General features: G+C 40.1%; 19 protein-coding genes. 18 read left to right on the top strand and 1 reads right to left on the bottom strand.

What is annotated here, in order from left to right; all coding sequences use genetic code 11:
- The 14 genes from bhn_RS10850 (at position 1) to bhn_RS10785 (ending at position 15794) form a co-directional block, all read left to right on the top strand.
- The gene (locus bhn_RS10850) at positions 1-1089 is read left to right on the top strand and encodes a TRAP transporter substrate-binding protein (RefSeq protein ID WP_071176718.1); all 1089 of its coding nucleotides are present in this window, start codon (positions 1-3) and stop codon (positions 1087-1089) included.
- A gap of 38 nt (positions 1090-1127) precedes the next feature.
- Positions 1128-1652 (top strand): TRAP transporter small permease, encoded by a 525-nt coding sequence (locus bhn_RS10845; RefSeq protein ID WP_071176717.1) that lies wholly within the window; start codon positions 1128-1130, stop codon positions 1650-1652.
- Positions 1652-2947 (top strand): TRAP transporter large permease, encoded by a 1296-nt coding sequence (locus bhn_RS10840; RefSeq protein WP_071176716.1) that lies wholly within the window; start codon positions 1652-1654, stop codon positions 2945-2947. Before bhn_RS10845 ends, bhn_RS10840 begins: the two co-directional genes overlap by 1 nt.
- A gap of 21 nt (positions 2948-2968) precedes the next feature.
- Entirely contained in the window at positions 2969-3439 is a 471-nt protein-coding gene (locus bhn_RS10835) for a YcxB family protein (protein ID WP_071176715.1), read from the top strand.
- A 158-nt stretch (positions 3440-3597) separates the two neighbouring features.
- On the top strand, positions 3598-5016 hold the full coding sequence (locus tag bhn_RS10830; RefSeq protein WP_236845911.1) for a sensor histidine kinase: 1419 nt from the start codon (positions 3598-3600) through the stop codon (positions 5014-5016).
- Positions 5017-5027: 11 nt separating this feature from the next.
- Positions 5028-5810, top strand: coding sequence for a response regulator transcription factor (locus bhn_RS10825; RefSeq protein ID WP_071176714.1), 783 nt, complete (start codon positions 5028-5030; stop codon positions 5808-5810).
- Complete coding sequence (locus bhn_RS10820) at positions 5807-6823, top strand: TRAP transporter substrate-binding protein (RefSeq protein ID WP_071176713.1); 1017 nt, start codon at positions 5807-5809, stop codon at positions 6821-6823. Before bhn_RS10825 ends, bhn_RS10820 begins: the two co-directional genes overlap by 4 nt.
- Before the next feature lie 144 nt (positions 6824-6967).
- Positions 6968-8767 carry a methyl-accepting chemotaxis protein gene (locus tag bhn_RS10815; RefSeq protein ID WP_071176712.1) on the top strand — a complete coding sequence of 600 codons (1800 nt, stop codon included), beginning with the start codon at positions 6968-6970 and terminating at the stop codon, positions 8765-8767.
- A gap of 188 nt (positions 8768-8955) precedes the next feature.
- On the top strand, positions 8956-9900 hold the full coding sequence (locus tag bhn_RS10810) for an ABC transporter permease (protein WP_083385928.1): 945 nt from the start codon (positions 8956-8958) through the stop codon (positions 9898-9900).
- Positions 9901-9917: 17 nt separating this feature from the next.
- Entirely contained in the window at positions 9918-10787 is an 870-nt protein-coding gene (locus bhn_RS10805) for a carbohydrate ABC transporter permease (RefSeq protein ID WP_071176711.1), read from the top strand.
- A 25-nt stretch (positions 10788-10812) separates the two neighbouring features.
- Entirely contained in the window at positions 10813-12462 is a 1650-nt protein-coding gene (locus bhn_RS10800; protein WP_071176710.1) for a type 2 periplasmic-binding domain-containing protein, read from the top strand.
- Entirely contained in the window at positions 12441-14156 is a 1716-nt protein-coding gene (locus bhn_RS10795) for a sensor histidine kinase (RefSeq protein ID WP_071176709.1), read from the top strand. The genes bhn_RS10800 and bhn_RS10795 overlap by 22 nt, the downstream gene beginning before the upstream one ends.
- Complete coding sequence (locus bhn_RS10790) at positions 14134-14883, top strand: response regulator transcription factor (RefSeq protein WP_071176708.1); 750 nt, start codon at positions 14134-14136, stop codon at positions 14881-14883. Before bhn_RS10795 ends, bhn_RS10790 begins: the two co-directional genes overlap by 23 nt.
- A 2-nt stretch (positions 14884-14885) precedes the next feature.
- Positions 14886-15794 (top strand): family 43 glycosylhydrolase, encoded by a 909-nt coding sequence (locus bhn_RS10785; protein WP_071176707.1) that lies wholly within the window; start codon positions 14886-14888, stop codon positions 15792-15794.
- Positions 15795-15860: 66 nt separating this feature from the next.
- On the opposite strand, the gene bhn_RS10780 is transcribed toward bhn_RS10785, so the two are convergent.
- Positions 15861-16850 carry an aldo/keto reductase gene (locus bhn_RS10780; protein WP_071176706.1) on the bottom strand — a complete coding sequence of 330 codons (990 nt, stop codon included), beginning with the start codon at positions 16848-16850 and terminating at the stop codon, positions 15861-15863.
- A gap of 196 nt (positions 16851-17046) precedes the next feature.
- Here bhn_RS10780 and bhn_RS10775 point away from each other — a divergent pair, with 196 nt between their 5' ends.
- From bhn_RS10775 to rpsM, 4 genes are all read left to right on the top strand, one after another.
- The gene (locus tag bhn_RS10775; RefSeq protein WP_071176705.1) at positions 17047-18426 is read left to right on the top strand and encodes a uracil-xanthine permease family protein; all 1380 of its coding nucleotides are present in this window, start codon (positions 17047-17049) and stop codon (positions 18424-18426) included.
- Positions 18427-18612: 186 nt separating this feature from the next.
- Positions 18613-19533, top strand: a complete 921-nt coding sequence (locus tag bhn_RS10770) for a hypothetical protein (RefSeq protein WP_071176704.1) — start codon at positions 18613-18615, stop codon at positions 19531-19533.
- 198 nt (positions 19534-19731) lie between these two features.
- On the top strand, positions 19732-19845 hold the full coding sequence (gene rpmJ, locus bhn_RS10765; protein WP_013280022.1) for a 50S ribosomal protein L36: 114 nt from the start codon (positions 19732-19734) through the stop codon (positions 19843-19845).
- Between the two features lie 192 nt (positions 19846-20037).
- Complete coding sequence (gene rpsM / locus bhn_RS10760) at positions 20038-20406, top strand: 30S ribosomal protein S13 (RefSeq protein ID WP_071176703.1); 369 nt, start codon at positions 20038-20040, stop codon at positions 20404-20406.
- Positions 20407-20468 lie beyond the last annotated feature (62 nt).

Genomic DNA, 20468 nt, shown 5'->3' with positions numbered 1-20468 from the left:
ATGAAAAAAAGATTTGTATCAGTATTAATGACAGCAGCTGTTGTTCTTTCAATGACAGCATGTGGCGTTCAGGCTCCTGAAGCTCCTGCAGAGACACCTGCAGCTGAGACACAGGAAGAGACAGCAGAGGCTCCTGCAGCTGATTCAGCTGAAGCAGTTACTCCTGCAGCAGATGCTATTACTCTTGTAATGGCTGAGGTTAACCCTCTTGATACTATTGTTGGTATGACAGATCTGAAGTTCAAGGAAGAAGTTGAGGCTAGATCAAATGGATCTATCATCATTGACCTTCAGGCAAGTGGTGTTCTTGGTTCAGAGAACGACGTACTTGACACAATGCTTGGTGGTGGCGGAACAATTGATATGTCTCGTATCTCTGCTTTCGCTCTTACACCATACGGCGGACAGAAGTCAATGCTTCTTTCACTTCCATACATTTTCACAAGCCGTGATCATTTCTGGAACTTCGCTACATCAGACCTTGCTCAGGAATTCCTTCAGGAATCTTCAGAGAATGGTAGTGGTGTAAGAGGTCTCTTCTATGGTGAGGAAGGTTTCCGTCATTTCTTCACAGTTAACGAGATCACAGGTATTGAGTCATTCAAGGGCATGAAGATCCGTGTATCTAACGACCCTGTTATGAATGGTCTTGTTGAAGGCCTTGGCGCTAACCCTACAGTAGTTGCTTTCGGTGAGCTTTACAGTGCACTTCAGACTGGTGTAGTTGATGCAGCTGAGCAGCCAATCGCTAACTATAAGTCAAACGCATTCCCAGAAGTTGCTCCATACATGATCCTTGATGGCCATACACTTGGTGCTATCCAGGTTGTTATCACAGATGAGGCTTGGAATAAGCTTACACCTGAGCAGCAGGATATCCTCGTTGAGGCTGGTAAGGCAGCATCTGAGTACAACCGTTCAATCTCAGAAGAGAAAGAGAACGAAGTACTTGAGCAGCTCAAGGCTGATGGTGTAACAATCATCGAAGTTGATGACATCACACCTTGGCAGGAAGCTGTTAAGCCTGTAATCGAAGAGAATATTAAGGGTCTTGAGGATTACTACCAGAAGATCGTTGACATGAAATAATTAAACTTTATCAAACCGTTTTATAGAAAAGAGGTACTATGAATTCTTTCTTCAAAGCGGTAGATAAGATCAAACCTGTATACGATATTACTTATAAAGTAATGCTATTTGTATGTAAACTCTTGCTGGTGACAGACATTCTGATCACCAGCATGAGTGTTCTTGGAAGATATGTTTCTTTCATTCCAGATCCATCTTGGAGTGAAGAGGTTGTCCTTACACTTATGGCTTACATGGCTGTTATATCAGCTGCACTTGCAATCAGACGCGGTGCTCATATTCGTATGACTGCATTTGATAGATATCTACCTAAACAAGTAATCAAGATTTTAGATTTGCTTTCAGACTTATGTATTTTATTCCTTGCATTTGTAATGCTCATTGTTGGTTGGAAGTATGCTTCAACAATCGGTAGCAAGGGATCTTATGTTTCTCTTCCAAAGTTATCAAGGTTTTGGATGTATTTTCCAATTCCTGTGGCTGGATTTGCCATGATCGTTTTTCAGCTTGAGGCAATCTATAACCACATCAAAGGTTTCTTTATAAAGGAGGAGGATAAATAATGACCGTTAATTCTACTGCTATTGCTATTTTGCTTATTAGCTTCTTAGTAATGATATTTTTAAGATTCCAGATTGCTTACGCGGTTGCTTTATCATCTATCCTCTGTCTTCTTTATCAGGGACTTCCACTTACAACAGTTTGTCAGCAGATGGTTAAAGGTATCAGTTCTTTCTCTCTTATGGCCGTTCCATTCTTTATCACGATGGGATGTCTCATGGGACAGGGTGGTATCTCTGAAAAACTTATTGCATTGGCGGATGCTTGTGTAGGTTGGATGACAGGTGGTATGGCCATGGTTAACATTGTGGCATCCTACTTTTTTGGTGGAATTTCAGGATCTGCAGCAGCAGATACTGCTTCACTTGGAAGTATCCTTATTCCTATGATGGTTGAGCAGGGTTACGACGATGATTTCTCAACAGCCGTAACAATTACATCTTCTTGCGAAGGACTCCTTGTTCCTCCTTCTCATAACATGGTAATCTATGCTATGAGTGCTGGTGGAGTTTCTGTAGGAAGCCTGTTCCTTGCTGGATATGTTCCAGGAGCACTCCTTGCACTTTCTCTTATGGTCGGCTCTTATATTATTTCAAAGAAGCGCAATTATCCTAAGGGAAAACCATTCAGCATCAAAGCATTTGTTAAGCAGCTCGGAACTTCATTCTGGGCTCTTGCAGCAGTTATCATCGTAGTAGTAGGCGTAGTAGGTGGTGTATTCACAGCGACTGAGTCAGCTGCCGTAGCCGTTATCTATAGCCTTATCGTAAGCGTATTCATCTATAAGGGACTTGATTGGAAGGGCGTATGGAAAACACTTGAGTCATGCGTTGACACACTATCAATCGTGCTTATCCTTATCTCTACATCAAGTATCTTTGGATATTGCCTTACAACACTTCATGTTCCAGATATTGCTGCTAATGCTATAATTGGACTTACAAGAAATCCAGTTCTTATAGCACTTTTACTTAACCTTATTCTTTTGGTACTTGGATGTATCATGGATATGGCTCCAATCATCCTGATTGCAACACCTATCCTTCTTCCAATTGCAACATCAATTGGTATTAATCCAATTCAGTTTGGTATAATGATCATACTTAACTGTGGTATCGGACTTCTTACACCTCCTGTAGGTGCAGTTCTTTTCATTGGATCTGCAGTTGGTAAGGTTAAGATGGAAAAAGTAGTAAAGGCAACATTACCATTTTATCTTTGCATGATCTTAGTTCTTTTACTGCTTACATTTATACCTGAAATAAGCATGTTCCTTCCAAACCTGCTTATGAAGTAATATTTGCTGAAAGGTCTTTTTATGGATTATAAGTTTAAATGTGACGTTAAAGCATCAGACCTGTGGAAAATGGCTATGAAGCGCACTTACAAGTCAATCGTTGGAGTAGTAAATGTAGTATTTACAGTTGCTATGATAGCCCTTGTGATCAGATTTTGGGGAGAAGCCTCCTCATTTATGAGAAGTGTGATGGTCATAGGATGTCTTCTTTTTCCAGTTATTCAGCCTCTGGCAACATATGGCAAGAGTGCCAAGCAGTTAGAGGACATGCCAAAGGACATGGAGCTGTCATTTGATGACAGGGGAGTACATGTTGAGACAGGCGGTAAGTCTGAGGATATCAAATGGAAAAAGATCTCTAACGCCATTAAACGTAGCAATATGATCATCGTAATGTCAGATGACAGACATGGTTATATGCTCACAAACAGAGTCCTTGGAGACCAGAAAGAGAGCTTTTATCAGTATCTCTGTAGCAAAATTAAAGGTTAGTTTCAAATAGTAATTTAAAAGAGGCAGCGCTATAATTATTCCTATAACAAACGCGGCCTCTTTTTTTTAAGCATATGATAAAAATACGAAATTTTTGGAAAAACCTAACAATAAAAAATAAGATACGAGCTTTTACTAGCAGTGTATTCATCGCTATTTTGGCAGCTCTTTTATTTGATGTGTGGATAATTAAGCTCTTCATGATGGACTTTAATGATATCATGGAGGACAATTCCCACAGCGGAGAGCTGGTTGCAGCCATATCAAGCGAGATAGATACTTTTGATTCTTACATTCACAGATCAGATTCTGTGGATACCACTGAATGGGAAAAGAGTGTCGCTGCTACCCAAAAGGCCTTTGACAAGAATCCTTTGGTCTATAAGCGACTTGGAGAGGAGAGATATGCTCTTTTATCATCGCTCCGGACAGCTTATTTAAGCTATAGCCAGGCGCGAAACGAGGTAATAGAACAGTATCAATCAGGTCATCTTGATATAGACAAGCTTTATGATGTTTATAACATGCAAAAGTATCTAAGTGTCTATGCTCAGAGACTTGTGGATAAGACCATGCGAGAGGGCAATTTTAGTTATAAAAAGCTGATGCCTGTTATCATTAGTGTGCCATTTCTCGTAGCCGCTCTTGGAGTAATTATTGTTCTTGTGATCTACAAGATGTCTAAGATCATGGACAATTCTATCAGCGTGCCAGTTTTAAAGCTTGCCAATGCTTCCAGAAAGATTGCAGCCAATGACTTTTTCATTGACGATGTCGAGGCTGATAACAAGGATGAAATGGGTGAGCTGGTAACCGCCTTTAACAAGATGAAATACGCTACCGGCGAGTATATCAGAGGTATGGAAGACAGGAGGATAGTTCTAGACCAGCTACATGCAAAGGAACTTGAAAATCTGGAGATTGAAAAGCAGATGGAGACCATGAACCTAGAGCTTTTAAAGAGCCAGATCAATCCACACTTCCTTTTTAATACCTTGAACGTGATTGCAGGTACAGCAAATCTTGAGGATGCTCCAACTACTGAGCAGATGATAGAGGCCCTTAGCTCTCTCTTTAGATACAATCTCAAGAACCAGGCAAAAGAGGCACTTCTTGCCCAGGAACTCAAGATTTCCAGAGACTATATGTATCTTCAGAAAATGAGATTTGGAGATAGAGTGTCTTTTGAAGTAGATTCTGATGTGGATGAAAACAAGGTTATCGTTCCTACATTCACATTCCAGCCACTTCTTGAAAATGCTATTATTCATGGCATTTCCCGTAAGGTTGAGGGTGGAAAGATACTTATAAAGATCAGGCAAAATGAAGATATGCTCCATATCGAAGTATCTGATACTGGAGAAGGCATGGATGAAGAGCTCCTTGAAAAAGTAAGGGCTCAGCTGGAGATTGGAAATGAGAAGGTCATTGACAAAGATGTCATCGGAATAGGCCTTGGAAATATTAACCGAAGGATCAGAACCATGTACAAAGGCGGAAGCCTTAGAATTGAAAGCACTAAAAATGTTGGTACAACAATTATCATTGATATTCCAATGCAGGGAGATGTAGCCTAGGAGAAATGCATATGTACAGAATACTAGTAGCAGATGATGAACCTATCGAGAGACAGGTTATAAATAAAAAGATAGCAGGCTTTTTCCCTGGACAGGTGGAGATATTTATGGCTGAAAATGGCTTGGAAGCTGTTAAGAGCTTTGAGGAAAATTCATGCCAGATTGCTATACTTGATATTGAGATGCCTGGAATGAACGGCCTTGAAGCGGCTGAGGAGATCAGGAAAAAAGACAGAAGCTGTAGCATTATCTTTTTGACTGCCTTTGACGAATTTAGTTATGCAAAAAAAGCTATTGGAGTAAGAGCGTTAGATTATCTTTTAAAGCCTGGGGCAGATGAAGATCTTATAAATGTTCTTGAAGAAGCTTTTGATATTTGTGATAAAAAGGCCAGCATTTCAACTAGTGTAAATAGTTTTAATGACAAAGAAATTGAACATTGTAAAGTTTACGGAAGCGGAAATATGTCGAACAAACTGATAAGTGATATCACTACGTTTATTGACGAGCACTACAGCGAAGATATTGCCCTTCAGGACATAGCAAGCGTGCTCGGATATTCAGATGTGTATTTCTGTAAGCTTTTTAAACAGAATTTTGGAAAGAACTTTATCACATATCTGAATGAATATAGAATGGCGAAGGCCAAAGAGCTTCTTGCCAATCCACTTATAAACATTAAAGATGTTGGCCAAAAAGCAGGTTATAGAGACGCTAATTATTTTACAAGAGTCTTTAAGCGTATGGTAGGCATGACGCCTAGCGAATACAGAATCGGAGTTTTAGGATCATGAAAAAGAAATGGGCATATGGAATAATTTTCATAATAGCTTTGATCGTTTTTTGCGTTGTTGGAAACAGGATATATATGTGGAGAACAAGCAACGCCAAGAACGAGTCTCCTGATTTTGTGTTTCTTTATGCTGAGAACCAGACGGCAGATTATCCAACAACGTTAGGAGCAGAGAAATTTGCTGATCTTGTCTATGAACGCACAGATGGAAGAATAAAGATATTGGTAAAACACGGAGCTGAGCTTGGAAGCGAGATGGAAGTCATTCAGCAGCTCCGATATGGCGGTATTGCTTTTGCCAGAGTATCTATTTCTCAGATTGCTGGGTATGTTCCTGATATGAACATACTCCAGATGCCTTATCTCTATTCAAGCTCTGACCACATGTGGAGAGTCCTGGATGGAGAGATTGGAGATGAGTTCCTTTCTAAAGCCTCTGAGTACAATCTTGTTGGGCTTTCCTGGTATGATGCTGGAGCCAGAAACTTCTATAGCACCAAGCCTATCACATGCCTTGAGGACCTTCAGGGAATGAATATCAGAATCCAGGAATCAGATATGATGGCAGATATGGTATCAGCTCTTGGCGCAAATCCAGTAAAGATCGTGTATTCTGATGTATACTCAGCACTTGAGCAGGGAATCGTAGACTGTGCTGAGAATAACTGGCCATCCTATGAAGCTATGGATCATTACAATGTAGCAAGATACTACACTATAGATGAACATACCAGAGTTCCTGAAATGCAGATCTGCTCAGCTGAGATATGGAATCAGCTAAGTGAATCTGATCAGCAGATAATCATGGATTGTGCAAAAGAGTCAGCTCTTTACGAAAGACAGCTTTGGCACGAAAGAGAAAAAACATCCAGAGAGATCGCAGAAAAGAGCGGAGTTACAGTCATTGCCATCTCACCAGCAGAAAAGCAGCGCTTTAGAAAAGCAATGTCTTCAGTATATGAAAAATATTGCGTAAATCAGATGGATATCTTAGAAAAGATCATGGAATACTAACTCAGAAAATAACTATATTTTATAATAATAAACAAAATATTAAATAACGTTATAACGCTTGTTTTGGCACATGTATTAGTCTAAAATTTTATGTATGGAACGCGCATTTTTTTATGTTTCTATATATATTAAGGAGGCTTGTATATGGCTAAGAAACGTGGTTCTTTGATGACCGTTATAGTTGCAGCGATTCTTTTGGCAGTAGTTATAACTACGCTGTCCATTGAAGTCTTTTCAATCAATAGTACAGTAAGTACTAATACTAAGAGGGCCAATGAGTATAGAAGCAGACTTGAAGAAGATATCAAGGCTGAGCTTAAAAATGAGACCCAGTGCGCTATGAGTGTCTGTGCTCATATGTATGCGAGATACCAAAATGGTGAGATTACGCTGGACGAAGCAAAAGAGCAGGCAGCAAATATCATCAGAGAAATGAAATATAATGACGGATCAGGCTACTTCTGGATTGATACTTCTAAGGGTATCAACGTAGTACTTCTTGGAAGAGATACAGAAGGTCAGTCCAGATGGGATGCAAAGGATCCTAACGGAACATATTTCATTCAGGAAATGATAAAAAATGGTATGCAGGATGGCGGTGGATATACGAACCTCATGTTTGCTAAGCCAAATGAAACAGAGCCTCTTCCAAAGGTGAATTATACAGCTTACTATGAGCCGTTTGACTGGGTTATGGGTACCGGTGTCTGGGTAGACTATATTGACTCTCTTGAGGCAGAGTATAGTAACTCAGCCAGCCTTTCGCTTAAATATAATATTTGGAATTCAATTGTAGTAGTCATCATACTTATCATAATAGGTACTATAATTGCAATTTATATTGGCAAGAGGATCACTAAGCCTATCGTTCTTGTAACTGATCAGATGACCAAGATGTCTAATAGCGATTTTACTGACAGTGAAGAGATGGAAGAAGTGCGTAAGCTTTCAAATGAAAATAATGAGATCGGACAGATTTCTGAAGCCCTTGATACCATGCATACAAGTATCAGAGATCTTATGTTGAAGATCTACGATACAACATCCTATGTTGCATCTGCATCTGAAGAGCTTTCAGCTAGTGCTTCTCAGTCAGCAGATGCCAGTGAGATGGTAGCTAACTCCTGTACAAGTGTTGCTGATTCCTGCAATGGACAGATAACAGCAGTTGCTGGAGCAAGTGATGAGACTAAGCACTTTGTCGAGAATATGCAGGAGTTCAAGGATGCTATCAATAGAACTACTGATATGATCAAAAATACAAACGAAGCAGCTACCAAGGGCGCTGATGATATGACCAATGCTACTAACATGATGAGATCTATCAAAGAGTCTGTTGAGAATACAGCATCAGTTGTAGATGCTCTTGGTGAACAGCTCAAGAATATTGATAGCTTTGTTGAAACTATTTCTGAAATCGCAAGCCAGACCAACCTCCTTTCACTTAATGCTTCTATCGAGGCTGCCAGAGCAGGAGAGATGGGTAAAGGCTTCGCAGTTGTTGCCAGCGAGATCAGCAAGCTTGCTGATCAGTCAAATGAAGCTGCAGCAAAGATTACAGTACTTATCGAAGATATCATGAAGAATTCTGAAGAAGCTGTAGAAGCTATGAGAGAAGGCGCTCAGAATGTAGTAGAAGGAACTGAGACTGTTAACGAGGCTGGTAATACATTCAGTAACATCGTTGACATGGTTTACTCAATTTCAGAACAGTCAGAGAGAATGAGCGAGATTGTTGGTCAGCTTTCAGCTGGTACTGACACTATTGCCGAGAATATCAGAATGATCGAAGATATGAGTACAAGTGTAGCGGATGAGACTCAGAACGTATCTGCAGCATCCCAGCAGCAGACAGCTTCTACCCACGAAGTTGCCGAAGCTTCCGACAAGCTTGCTGAGAACGCTCAGGAACTTCAGAAGTTTGTTTCTAAATTCGAACTGTGATGTGAAAATATATAGAGAGAGGGTGGTGATCTTCGGATCACCACCTTTTTTTTATTAATTACTAAAGTAATTAAAAATGAGGACACTTTCCAAAAATCAGGGTATGTTTTGCCAAAATAATGTTTCCTATAATTTTCCTATATCAATTGATTTACATATACCAAAACCTATAGATAGAGAGGAAACAAATGATGAAAGGCGAAAAAGATAAGGAAAAATATTTGCAGCCAAAACGAAGCTGGAAGCAGGAAATTCAAAGGAACTGGGCATTATATGTTCTGATCATGCCAGCTTTTGTTCTTGCAATCATCTTTTGCTACGTGCCTATGGGCGGGCTTATCATGGCATTCCAGAACTACAAGCCATGGCTTGGAATAACAGGTTCTGAGTTTATCGGAATGGAGAACTTCAAACAGATCTTTGTTTTTCAGGAATCATATCAGGCAATAATCAATACATTGATAATTGCAGTCAGCAAGATCGTATTAGGACTCATTGTTCCTATTGTCATAGCTCTTTTGCTGAATGAGGTAAGTAACGTTGGACTAAAGAAAGGCATTCAGACTCTTGTATATCTTCCTCATTTCCTTTCATGGGTAACTGTTGCCGGAATGATGAGAGATGTTCTTGGTCTTGATGGTATCGTAAACTCAGCGATCCAGAGACTTGGCATGGAGCCAATCTTCTTCCTTGGTGAAGCAGGTATGTATAGACAGATCATAGTATTGTCTGACCTTTGGAAAGGTTTCGGATTTGGAATGATCGTTTATCTTGCAGCCATATCCAATATCGATCAGAGTCTCTATGAGGCAGCACAGATGGATGGTGCCAATAGATTTCAGCAGACACTTCACATAACACTTCCTGGCATTGCGCCAATGATCATTGTTATGGCAACCCTTAGTCTTGGAAACGTGCTTAATGCAGGATTTGATCAGATTTATAATACATATTCTCCACTGACTTACAGTACTGGAGATATCATTGACACTTATGTGTACAGACAATCTCTGATAAATGGCCAGTACAGCTTTGGTACAGCGGTTGGTCTTTTTAAGTCAGGAATCAGCTTCATGCTGACAGTAATAGCTTATAAGCTGGCATATAAGTTTGCTGGCTACAGAATTTTCTAAGGTCTAAGGAGAATATCATGAGGAGAGTTTCATTCAGTAGAAAGATATTTGTTGTAATAAATACTATTTTTCTGGTTTCACTTGCGCTTTTGTGCGTACTTCCACTTATTAACCTTCTTGCTATTTCTTTTAGTGGAAAGGCAGCAGCTAACAGTGGAATCGTAACATTCTGGCCGGTTGATCCAACAATACTTGCATATCAAAAGACACTTCAAAACAGTAACTTTGTACGATCACTTGAGATTTCTTTTGCAAGAACAATTCTTGGAACCCTGCTTTCTATGTTCGTGATCACAACAGCAGGTTACGCGCTTTCAAAGGATTTTAGAGGCAGAACGCCTCTTATGTGGTTTTTCGTGTTTACCATGCTTTTTGGAGGTGGACTTATCCCCTCATATATGGTAAATACATCTCTTGGTCTTAAGAATAACTTCCTGGTTTATATTCTTCCAGGAGCTTTTAGCTGCTACAATCTGATACTTATCATGAACTTTTTCAGGTCAATCCCTAAGGCACTTGAAGAGGCAGCACTTATTGACGGCGCCAGCTTTTTTGATGTACTTTTAAAGATTTTTTTACCGCTTTCAAAGGCAGGTCTTGCCACTGTGGCTCTTTTCACAATGGTAGGTCACTGGAATGAGTGGTTTACTGGAATCCTATATATGTCAGATACCAAGAACTACCCACTGGCTTCATTTCTACAGGTAATCGTAGTTCAGGGTAATCAGCAGGATCTAGCACTTGATCCGACATCGGCAGCAGCCATGTCCGAGAGGACCATCAAGGCTTCACAGATCTTTATAGGCGTTTTGCCTATTCTGCTTGTTTATCCTTTCCTGCAAAAATACTTTGTAAAAGGAATGATAGTTGGAGCAGTAAAAGAATAATATAATGTTTTCGGAGGAAGAAACAATGAAAAAGAGAAGGGCAATAATTGCAACACTTCTGACAGCTTCTATGCTTCTTGCTGCGTGCGGAAGCGCAGATCAGAAGAAAAACAGTGTGCAGAGCACAAAGAATGCAGATGGTAAGTACGAACCAACACTTACTATCACGATCGCAAAACAGCTTGATGAGAATGCTGGTAAATATGCTGAGGGTGATGATATCAACAAGAACCCTATGGTAGAGCTTACTGAAGAAAAGCTTGGAATCAAGATGGAGACAACACTTCTTGGTGGAGATGCTGGCAACTATGATACAAAACTCAGACTTGCACTTACAGGTTCTGAGGAGCTTCCAGATGTATTCCCTGTATATGGAACACAGATGATCGCAGATATGATCGAATCAGGAAGAGTAAAGGCAATCGATGAAGATATCGAGAAATACATGCCTGAGAGATTAAAAGAGATATATGACAAGTATCCAGAGACTTTTTACCCTGTAATGAAGGATGGCAAGACATACGGTATCGCTTGTGCTCCAACTCTTACAGAAGGACAGGTTATGATCATCAGACAGGACTGGCTTGATAATCTTGGACTTAAGGCACCTACAAATCTTGAGGAGTTTGAAGCAGTCATCAAGGCATTCACAGAGGATGATCCAGATGGAAACGGTAAGAAGGATACATATGGATTCACATATTCAGGATCTGGCGTATACAACACAGGATGGGTTTCAGATCCAGTAGCTCTTTTCTCAGCTAATTCTGGTAAGCACATTCCAGGAAGCTGGCAGGAAGATGAGAACGGAAACCTTGTTTATGGTTCAATCGACGAGGGTAACAGAAAAACTCTTGAGCTTCTTGCTAAGTGGCATGCAAATGGATGGACATTCCAGGAAGCTGCTGCAACAGGCGCTTGGGATGCTATGGGTCAGTTCACAGAAGGTAAGGCTGGTATCTTTATCGGAAGACCATGGGCTGTAGGCTCAGTAAGAGACGTTACATCAGTTGATCCTAACGCAGTGATCGCTTGCTATCCTAACATCAAGCAGGATAATGGAGAGTGCACATATCAGTCAGCTCAGACAACTGATGGATGGCTTATGTTCAACAAGGATTTCGACAATATGGAAGCCTTCTTCACATATTACGACTGGCTCTATGATGTAGCATTCGGTACAGGTGATTTCCAGTATGGCTTCATGGAAGATCATGATTATGATATAGTAAACGGCGAGGTTGTATTTGATACATCTAAGTTTGACCCTGCAGTTACAGATCCATTCCTTCCAGGAAAATCAACAGTACTTAAGAACACTCCTATGATCGACAGAATGCAGGAGTATGCTGATGCCAAGGCTGGTAAGACTGAGACTGGTGCACAGATCAGAGCAGCTGCTGATTTCGAATCAGCTCCAGATATGGCAGAAGGCTATGTAATTGCTAACGATAACAGAGAAGAACTCATTCCTAACCTCTACAATGCAGAACCAACACCTACTATGAAAAAGTGCTGGGAGCAGTTGCAGACTATGGAGGCTCAGGTTTACACTAATATAATCTACGGAAAAGAGCCTATTGAGTCATTTGATAAGTTTGTAGAAGACTGGAAAGCTCAGGGCGGAGAACAGATTACACAGGAAGTAAACGAATGGTACAAAACCATGAAGTAAAAAAGATTCGTTCTATATATATAACCTTCATTATTTTTTTAATGATGGTGGTGCTGAGCTTTAGTTTTATCTATATCTACAGCACCAGCACGTTGCAGGAATCTCTTACAAGCGTTGCCATTAGTCAGATGGAGCATTCTACTCTCTTGATCGGTAACAAGGTAAAAGAAATTGAGATTGAAGCTGACGGTATCTTACACAGTGGAAATCTCAAGAACCTGCAGCTTGCATTGACAGAAGGAACGGATGTATACGATTTCGTCTCTGCAGCAAGGACAATGAAAGGATATCTGAATGACAGACAGTCAAGTAATGTTGGCATGGCATTCTTTGTTCTTTATTGGCCTCGCTCAGGGCGTATCATCTCAAATGTGGCTGGGGCGGGTATAAGCTCTGGCCTTTTTGATGATTTAGAGGATAACAAGTGGGTAATATATGGAAATGAGATATATTACTTTAGAAAATATACTACAAGCTGGGATAAGAATGATGATGAACCTTATCTTATCATCAAGATGGATGGTGACTACCTATACAAGATAAAGAACATGACTGTCAATCTTGGTAATGGCGGAACAATGCTGCTTTATGGCGATTATAACAGCATCTTTTCAACTTCAGAAAAAGAGAAGACTCTTTTATCTGAGCTTTCTCATCAAAAACTTGATATTCAGTACTACATCATCAAAATTGATGGCCAGGATTACAGAGTAGTTAAGTCAAAAGAGTCAGCTAATGGACTATATCTTATTTCATATTATCCTATCAATGAAATGAATAAGCCTATCAATTCTATTACCTGGATCATTGGTATATCTCTTTTGGCAGTGCTCATAGTTGGAACCTTCATCATGCTACAGTACTATAGGCATATATTGTTGCAGCTGAATATGATGACTGAAAAGTTAAAGCAGCTTGAAAGCGGTGATCTAACCGTTCAGATAGATAAGGATAAGCTTCCGGATAATGAGTTTTCCTATGTGTTTAAGCAGTTTAACAGCATGGTAAACAAGATAAGAGAGCTTCTTGCTTCCAGTATCAAGGAGCAGCAGCTAAGAAATCAGGCAGAGGTTAGACAGCTGCAGCTTCAGATAAATCCACACTTTTTGTATAACTCTTTGTCCTATATTGTGACAGTTGCAGATAAGCCAAAGGCAGTGACTGAAATGGCAGCACACCTGGCTAATTACTACAGATACTGCACTAAGAATAAGACAAGGGCTACCATCGGCGAAGAGATAGGATATGCCAAGTCATATCTTTCCATAATCGCCATGAGAAAAAATATTGAGTATTACCTGGATGTTCCAGAGAGTCTTTACAATGTGCGGATAATTCCACTTATTTTGCAGCCTCTTATAGAAAATGCTATTGAGCATGGTATAGAGGAAAGAGAGTATGCCAAGCATATTCAGGTCAAGATGTATATGATGGGAACCGGAGAGATAAGAACAGAAGTGTCTGATGACGGTCATGGCCTGAGCGATGAAGCAATAGAAAAGCTTGAAAAGCAGATCAGCAAAAAAACACGGGATGCTGAAGAGAGCGTTGGACTTTGGAATGTAAATCAGCGTCTCATAAACTATTATGATGAAACCGCTAGACTACAGTTTACAAAGAGTCAGTGGGGCGGGCTCAGAGTTTATTTCATATTTAGGCCGGAGGATGGAAATGACACTACTTATAGTGGATGATGAACCATATATGGTTGATTATATTGCAGGTCTACTGGACTGGCAGCAGATTGGCTTTGATAAGGTATTGACTGCAGGAGGAGGGTCTCTTGCTCTTGATCTTATCAAGCAGCACAGCCCTGAACTTTTGATAACGGACATCAAGATGCCGAGGATATCAGGGCTTGATCTTGCAGAGTATATAGATGAGAACAAGCTAAATACCAAGGTTGTGATCCTTACTGGTTATAGTGATTTTGAGTATGCACAAAAGTCAGTGCATTTAGGAGTTACAGATTATCTTGTGAAGCCTATTTTGAAGGATGATTTTCAGGAGACCATAAACAGGATCATGGAAAAGTATTTTTCAAAAGAATGCAAAACAGGTGAAAATAGCGGAGTTTTGAAGGATAAGAAAGATGTGGTCTCTTTTGTTCAAAAGTATGTAATTGATAATTGTGAAGAAGAACTCTCGCTTGAGATGTTAAGTGGAATAGTACATTTACATCCAGCGTACCTGTCCAAGATATTCAAAGAAGTATCTGGAGTTGGACTGCTTTCTTACATAACTGATGCTAAGATGCAAAGAGCGGCTAAGCTCCTTGAGGAGACTGATATGAAAGTTGCAGACATAGTGACAAGACTTGGCTATCACAAGTATCAGTATTTTTCAAAGCTCTTTAGAGACAAGTATGGTATCTCACCTAAGGTATACAGATTAGAAAAAAGATTTGTTTTGGAGAAGTAAATATGAGCATATTAAAAAACGGAGAGTTGTGGCTTGATATTAAGGGAAATCCTATTCATGCTCACGGCGGATATATAATTTTTTATAACGGATATTACTACTGGTATGGCGAGGACAGAAGAGACAACAAGTATGTAAGTTGCTATCGCTCATCAAACCTTACCGATTGGGAATTTAGGAACCATGTGCTTACTACCGATTCCAAGATGGAAGGCTACAGAGTAAGAACAAAGATGATGCTTTCAAATGAAGATGGAAGCAAGGTCAATCTTGAAAGACCAAAGGTTCTTTACAATGAAAAGACAGGAAAATTTGTCCTTTGGGTGCACTTTGAAAATGGAAAGAACTATCATGATGCGGCAATTGGAATAGCAAGCTGCGATACACCTGATGGAGACTTCATATATCACGGACACTTTAATCCATATGGCTATATGTCAAGAGACTGTACACTGTTTAAGGATGATGATGGCACAGCTTACTTTATTTCAGCAGCCAGAGACAATGCAGACCTCCATGTGTACAGATTGTCTGAAGATTATATGAATGTTGATAGCCTTATTCATAAGCTGTGGCAGGGTGAATACAGAGAAGCGCCTGCTGTGATGAAGATGGGTGGAAAATATTATATGCTCTCATCTTTCTGCACAGGATGGGCGCCTAATCAGTGTAAGTACGCTGTGGCTGATTCTATTGAGGGCAGATGGAGTGACCTTATGGTGATTGGCGATGAGACAACTTACCAGAGCCAGGCAGCATTTATCCTGGAAAAAGATGGAAAATACTATTATGTTGGTGATAGATGGGGCGGAGATGGTGAAAAGTATTTTGAATCGTCATACGTTGTGTATCCACTTGAACTTAGCGGCGATAAGCTTGATATGAAATATGTGGACGAGATCGAGCTTTGATCAGTAAAAAGAAAACCTTAATTGCAGGTGCGAATATACTGCAATTAAGGCTTTTATTTTTGGGTATCAGATAGAGTATTTGTCAATCTCCCTGATCTCTTCTTCTGTGAAGTTTATATTCTCGATAGCTTTGACATTATCAAGGATCTGCGATGGCTTGGAAGCGCCTATGATAACAGAAGTAATATAGTCATCCTTGAGGTTCCATGCCAGTGCCATCTCTGCAAGAGTCTGGCCACGTCTCTTAGCTATCTCGTTGAGAGCTCTGATGCATTCGAGCTTGTGCTCATCAAGCTGACTTTCCTTTAGGAAGCGTCCATCTGTACGGATTCTGCTGTCCTCTGGAATGCCGTTTAAATACCTGTCTGTTAAAAGACCCTGAGCAAGAGGAGAGAAGCAGATAATACCCTTTCCGAGCTCTTTTGCCTTTTCTTTGAGTCCGTTCTTTTCAATTGTTCTATCAAAGATATTGTAACGGTTCTGATTGATGATAAATGGAGTCTTTAGCTCTTTTAATATGGCAGTAGCTTTCTCAAGTGTAGGACCATCATAGTTGGAAATACCTACATAAAGAGCTTTGCCGCTTTTAACTATCTGATCAAGGGCTTCCATTGTCTCTTCAAGTGGAGTGTCAGGGTCCATTCTGTGATGATAGAAGATATCTACGTAATCAAGGTTCAGCCTCTTAAGGGACTGATCAAGACTAGAGATGAGATATTTTCGGCTACCCCAGTCACCATAAGGACCTGGCCACATGTAGTAACCAGCCTTGGTGGAAATGATCATTTCATCACGGTAAGGAGCAAGCTCCTCTCTAAGGATCTTGCCGAAGTTTATCTCTGCGGCACCCTCTGATGGGCCGTAGTTATTGGCAAGGTCAAAATGTGTGATCCCGTTGTCGAAGGCTGTGAAGCACATAGCCTTCATGTTCTCGTAGTCACTATTGTCACCAAAGTTGTGCCATAGTCCCAGAGAAACAGCTGGCAGCAAAAGACCGCTTTTGCCACATCTATTGTATTTCATAGTGTCGTATCTTTTGTCGTTTGCGGTATACATAATAGTCCTCCAAAAAGAAATATCTTTTCAACATTTTACATTGTTATGGTACTAGAATAAAGCGAAAAATAAATCAAAAAAATAGTGAAAAAATTCATGACGGACGAGGTAGGTTGTGATATAATCCATATGGCGATTTGGGAAAAATCGTAAAATCATTTTAATCTTTTTTGAAAATCAAATATGGAGGAGAGACATGGGAGAGAAAAGACAGGCTATTTATGATGCCACAACGTTGGGCAAGCCTAAAATGGCGCTTCTAGGATTGCAGCATATGTTTGCAATGTTTGGAGCAACTATTTTAGTTCCAATTTTGGTCAACGGCTATTTTAACGGGGAAGGACTTTCAGTCCAAGTAACACTATTTTTTGCAGGTGTTGGTACACTTCTATTTCATCTATTTTCTAAGTTCAAGGTTCCCGCATTTCTGGGTTCATCATTCGCATTCCTTGGTGGTTTTGCCACTGTTGCTAATTTAAATACTGGTAAATATGCAGATATGACTTATGGAGAGAAGCTTCCATATGCATGCGGCGGTATTGTTGTTGCAGGACTTTTATATCTGATCCTTGCAGTTATCATCAAGCTTGTAGGTGTTAAGAAGGTTATGCACTTCCTTCCACCAGTAGTAACTGGACCTATCATCATCTGCATCGGTCTTTCACTTGCACCATCAGCAGTTTCAAATGCATCTGCTAACTGGCCACTTGCTATCGTAGCACTTGCTGTTGTTATCGGATTTAACATCTGGGGCAAAGGAATGTTCAAGATCATTCCTATCCTCATGGGCGTAGTTATTTCTTATGTAGTAGCACTCATCATGAATGCTGCAGGCATCACAAATGTAGATGGATCTCCAATACTTAACTTTGCACCAGTTGCAGAGGCAAGCTGGGTAGGACTTCCTCCTTTTGTTATCGCTAAGTTCGATATTACAGCAATTCTTGTTATGGCTCCTATCGCCATTGCAACAATGATGGAGCATGTTGGTGATATTTCAGCTATCTCAGCTACAACAGGTAAGAACTTCATCGAAGATCCAGGTCTTCACAGAACACTCTTCGGAGATGGACTTGCAACAGCTTTTGCCGGACTCTTCGGAGGCCCTGCTAATACAACATACGGTGAAAATACAGGCGTTCTCGAGCTTTCAAAGGTTTATGATCCTAAGGTAGTAGAGATTGCTGCTGTATATGCAATCGTAGTAAGCTTCATTCCTAAGGTTGCCGATGTTATCGGAACAATGCCAACAGCCATCATCGGTGGTATAAGCTTCGTGCTTTACGGAATGATCTCAGCTATCGGTGTTAGAAACGTAGTTGAAAATAAGGTAGACTTCACAAAGTCAAGAAACCTCATTGTTGCAGCTGTAATCCTTGTTTCAGGTCTTGGTTTCTCAGACGGTATCACATTTACGATCGGTAACACACCTGTAACTCTTACATCACTTGCTATTGCAGCTCTTCTTGGTATCGTGCTCAATGCAGTCCTTCCAGGAAATGATTATAACTTCGGTGAGAATCACAAGGGCGACATCAACAGAGGTGTAAGCTTTAATAACCACGAGGCAGTTTGATTGCTTCTATATAATAAGCTAATAGAAATAAGGCAGTTCCTAGGATTTAGGAGCTGCCTTATTTTACATGATTGGGGAAATAGGTACAGCTTTTTTGCAGAGTATAAGGTTTATCCAAATATTAGTTGCATGTAATATGAATTTGATAGTACAATGTTACGGAATTCTTAACAAAGAGGTGAAAACATGAAAAAGTTTGGTAAAATCTTGTGCGTTCTGCTTGCAGTTACATGCCTTGCAGGATGCGGATCAAGCTCATCAAAAGAGCCAGTAGCACCTGATACAGAATTTCAGGGCGGAAGAAAATCTAATGTAGAAGAAACTAAGGAAGAAGTTAGTGTAGAAGAGACTACAGAAGATGTTGCTACAGAAGAGACTACAGAAGAAGTAGCAGAAGATACGCAGTCTGAAGATGGCCTTTCATTAGAAAGTGATGGAACAAGCACTGTTAACAGCACAACTATTGATGGCACAGCTTATTATCTTACAGATGAAGCAATGAAAGCTCTTGATAGTCTAGAGTCAGATTATCACAAGATCAAATGGGGAGTTGTTTATTCTCCTGATGGAATGGATGGCTTTGTAATCTCTATCGCTCCTTACATGGATGGCGATACAGTTCGTCTCCTTATTGCTTTCACAAATCTATATAATGAAGAAGTCTTTGTAAATGCCAGAGGAGATGCTCTGGACTCAAATGGAAACAAGATTGGTAGTGTAAGTGGATATGAACTCACAATTGGTTCTGGTAACTCAGTTCTTTACGATGTTGAATGTAAGGGAACTCCAACAGGTGAGATTCACTGGGAAACAATCGAGGTAAAAGAGGCAAAAAGAGAGTATGTACCTTGGGAAGGCGATTGGCAGCTTGGAACAGATGCCAATGGAAATTATGCAGTTCAGTGGAATCTTACAGGTGATAAAAGCATGGACTTAGGTTTTGTAAGGCTCATCGCTGTAGATGAAAATGGATATATATGTGGATGTGCCCAGGGATATGGCGGAGATCCAGCAACAAGCTTTTCTGGAACAGAAGACTTCTATTCTGGAATGAGTGGAACCCCTGCAGACATTGCAATGTTTGCTAATCCATTTTTTAAAGAGTAATCTTAATGTAATTTCATAAGTGATTTTTGATATCAGGATTTTGGTGAAAATATTTATCGAAATCCTGATATTTTTTTACAAAAACTTGTTGATTATTGATTTGGCATGTGCTATGATGTTAAATGGTCTTTTTAGGAAAAGGGGTAATTATGCCCTTTTTCAGGCATTATTCTGTTACCATGCAGGAAAGGAGAAACAATGAAAGTTAGGTCTTCTGTTAAGCCTATGTGCGAGAAGTGCAAGGTTATTAAGAGAAAGGGCGTTATCAGAGTAATCTGTGACAACCCTAAGCACAAACAGAGACAGGGATAATTCGAGCCGTTTCGGATTACTTTTTGATACCAATGTGTATTGGAAAGATCGGATTATACTTTGTCCGATTGGGTCGATGAGATGTGACCCCAATCAAACAAGTAACAGCTCCCGCGACTTATAGGTAGGAGCAAGAGGAGTAAAGCTTCTCACAAATAATTATTTAATTTTTATTCAAATGGAGGAATTAGAATGGCTCGTATTGCAGGTGTAGATTTACCTAGAGATAAGCGAGTAGAGATCGGTTTGACATATATCTACGGTATCGGTAGAACAAGCTCAAACAAGATTCTTGAAGCAGCAAAAGTAAATCCGGACACACGTGTTCGTGATCTTACAGATGAAGAAGTAAAGAGAATTGCCGAGATTATCGGTAATGACTACGATGTAGAAGGTGACCTCAGAAGAGAAGTTGCTATGAACATCAAGAGACTCACTGAGATCGGATGTTTCAGAGGAATGCGTCATAGAAGAGGACTTCCTTGCCGTGGTCAGAGAACTAAGACAAATGCAAGAACAAGAAAAGGACCAAAGAGAACAATCGCTAATAAGAAGAAGTAATTCTTTCCGCTAAGCTATTGGGACCAATTGAATCTGGCATGGCAGGTTCAGACAGTAACTAT

Origin of the sequence: Butyrivibrio hungatei (assembly GCF_001858005.1) — a bacterium.
Lineage (GTDB): Bacteria > Bacillota > Clostridia > Lachnospirales > Lachnospiraceae > Butyrivibrio > Butyrivibrio hungatei.
This window is presented reverse-complemented; position numbering and strand designations above follow the sequence as displayed.

Coding starts and splice junctions, on each gene's coding strand:
- bhn_RS10850 (WP_071176718.1), top strand. CDS start 1: ATGAAAAAAAGATTTGTATCAGTATTAATGACAGCAGCTGTTGTTCTT.
- bhn_RS10845 (WP_071176717.1), top strand. CDS start 1,128: ATGAATTCTTTCTTCAAAGCGGTAGATAAGATCAAACCTGTATACGAT.
- bhn_RS10840 (WP_071176716.1), top strand. CDS start 1,652: ATGACCGTTAATTCTACTGCTATTGCTATTTTGCTTATTAGCTTCTTA.
- bhn_RS10835 (WP_071176715.1), top strand. CDS start 2,969: ATGGATTATAAGTTTAAATGTGACGTTAAAGCATCAGACCTGTGGAAA.
- bhn_RS10825 (WP_071176714.1), top strand. CDS start 5,028: ATGTACAGAATACTAGTAGCAGATGATGAACCTATCGAGAGACAGGTT.
- bhn_RS10820 (WP_071176713.1), top strand. CDS start 5,807: ATGAAAAAGAAATGGGCATATGGAATAATTTTCATAATAGCTTTGATC.
- bhn_RS10815 (WP_071176712.1), top strand. CDS start 6,968: ATGGCTAAGAAACGTGGTTCTTTGATGACCGTTATAGTTGCAGCGATT.
- bhn_RS10810 (WP_083385928.1), top strand. CDS start 8,956: ATGATGAAAGGCGAAAAAGATAAGGAAAAATATTTGCAGCCAAAACGA.
- bhn_RS10805 (WP_071176711.1), top strand. CDS start 9,918: ATGAGGAGAGTTTCATTCAGTAGAAAGATATTTGTTGTAATAAATACT.
- bhn_RS10800 (WP_071176710.1), top strand. CDS start 10,813: ATGAAAAAGAGAAGGGCAATAATTGCAACACTTCTGACAGCTTCTATG.
- bhn_RS10795 (WP_071176709.1), top strand. CDS start 12,441: ATGGTACAAAACCATGAAGTAAAAAAGATTCGTTCTATATATATAACC.
- bhn_RS10790 (WP_071176708.1), top strand. CDS start 14,134: ATGACACTACTTATAGTGGATGATGAACCATATATGGTTGATTATATT.
- bhn_RS10785 (WP_071176707.1), top strand. CDS start 14,886: ATGAGCATATTAAAAAACGGAGAGTTGTGGCTTGATATTAAGGGAAAT.
- bhn_RS10780 (WP_071176706.1), bottom strand. CDS start 16,850: ATGTATACCGCAAACGACAAAAGATACGACACTATGAAATACAATAGA.
- bhn_RS10775 (WP_071176705.1), top strand. CDS start 17,047: ATGGGAGAGAAAAGACAGGCTATTTATGATGCCACAACGTTGGGCAAG.
- bhn_RS10770 (WP_071176704.1), top strand. CDS start 18,613: ATGAAAAAGTTTGGTAAAATCTTGTGCGTTCTGCTTGCAGTTACATGC.
- rpmJ (WP_013280022.1), top strand. CDS start 19,732: ATGAAAGTTAGGTCTTCTGTTAAGCCTATGTGCGAGAAGTGCAAGGTT.
- rpsM (WP_071176703.1), top strand. CDS start 20,038: ATGGCTCGTATTGCAGGTGTAGATTTACCTAGAGATAAGCGAGTAGAG.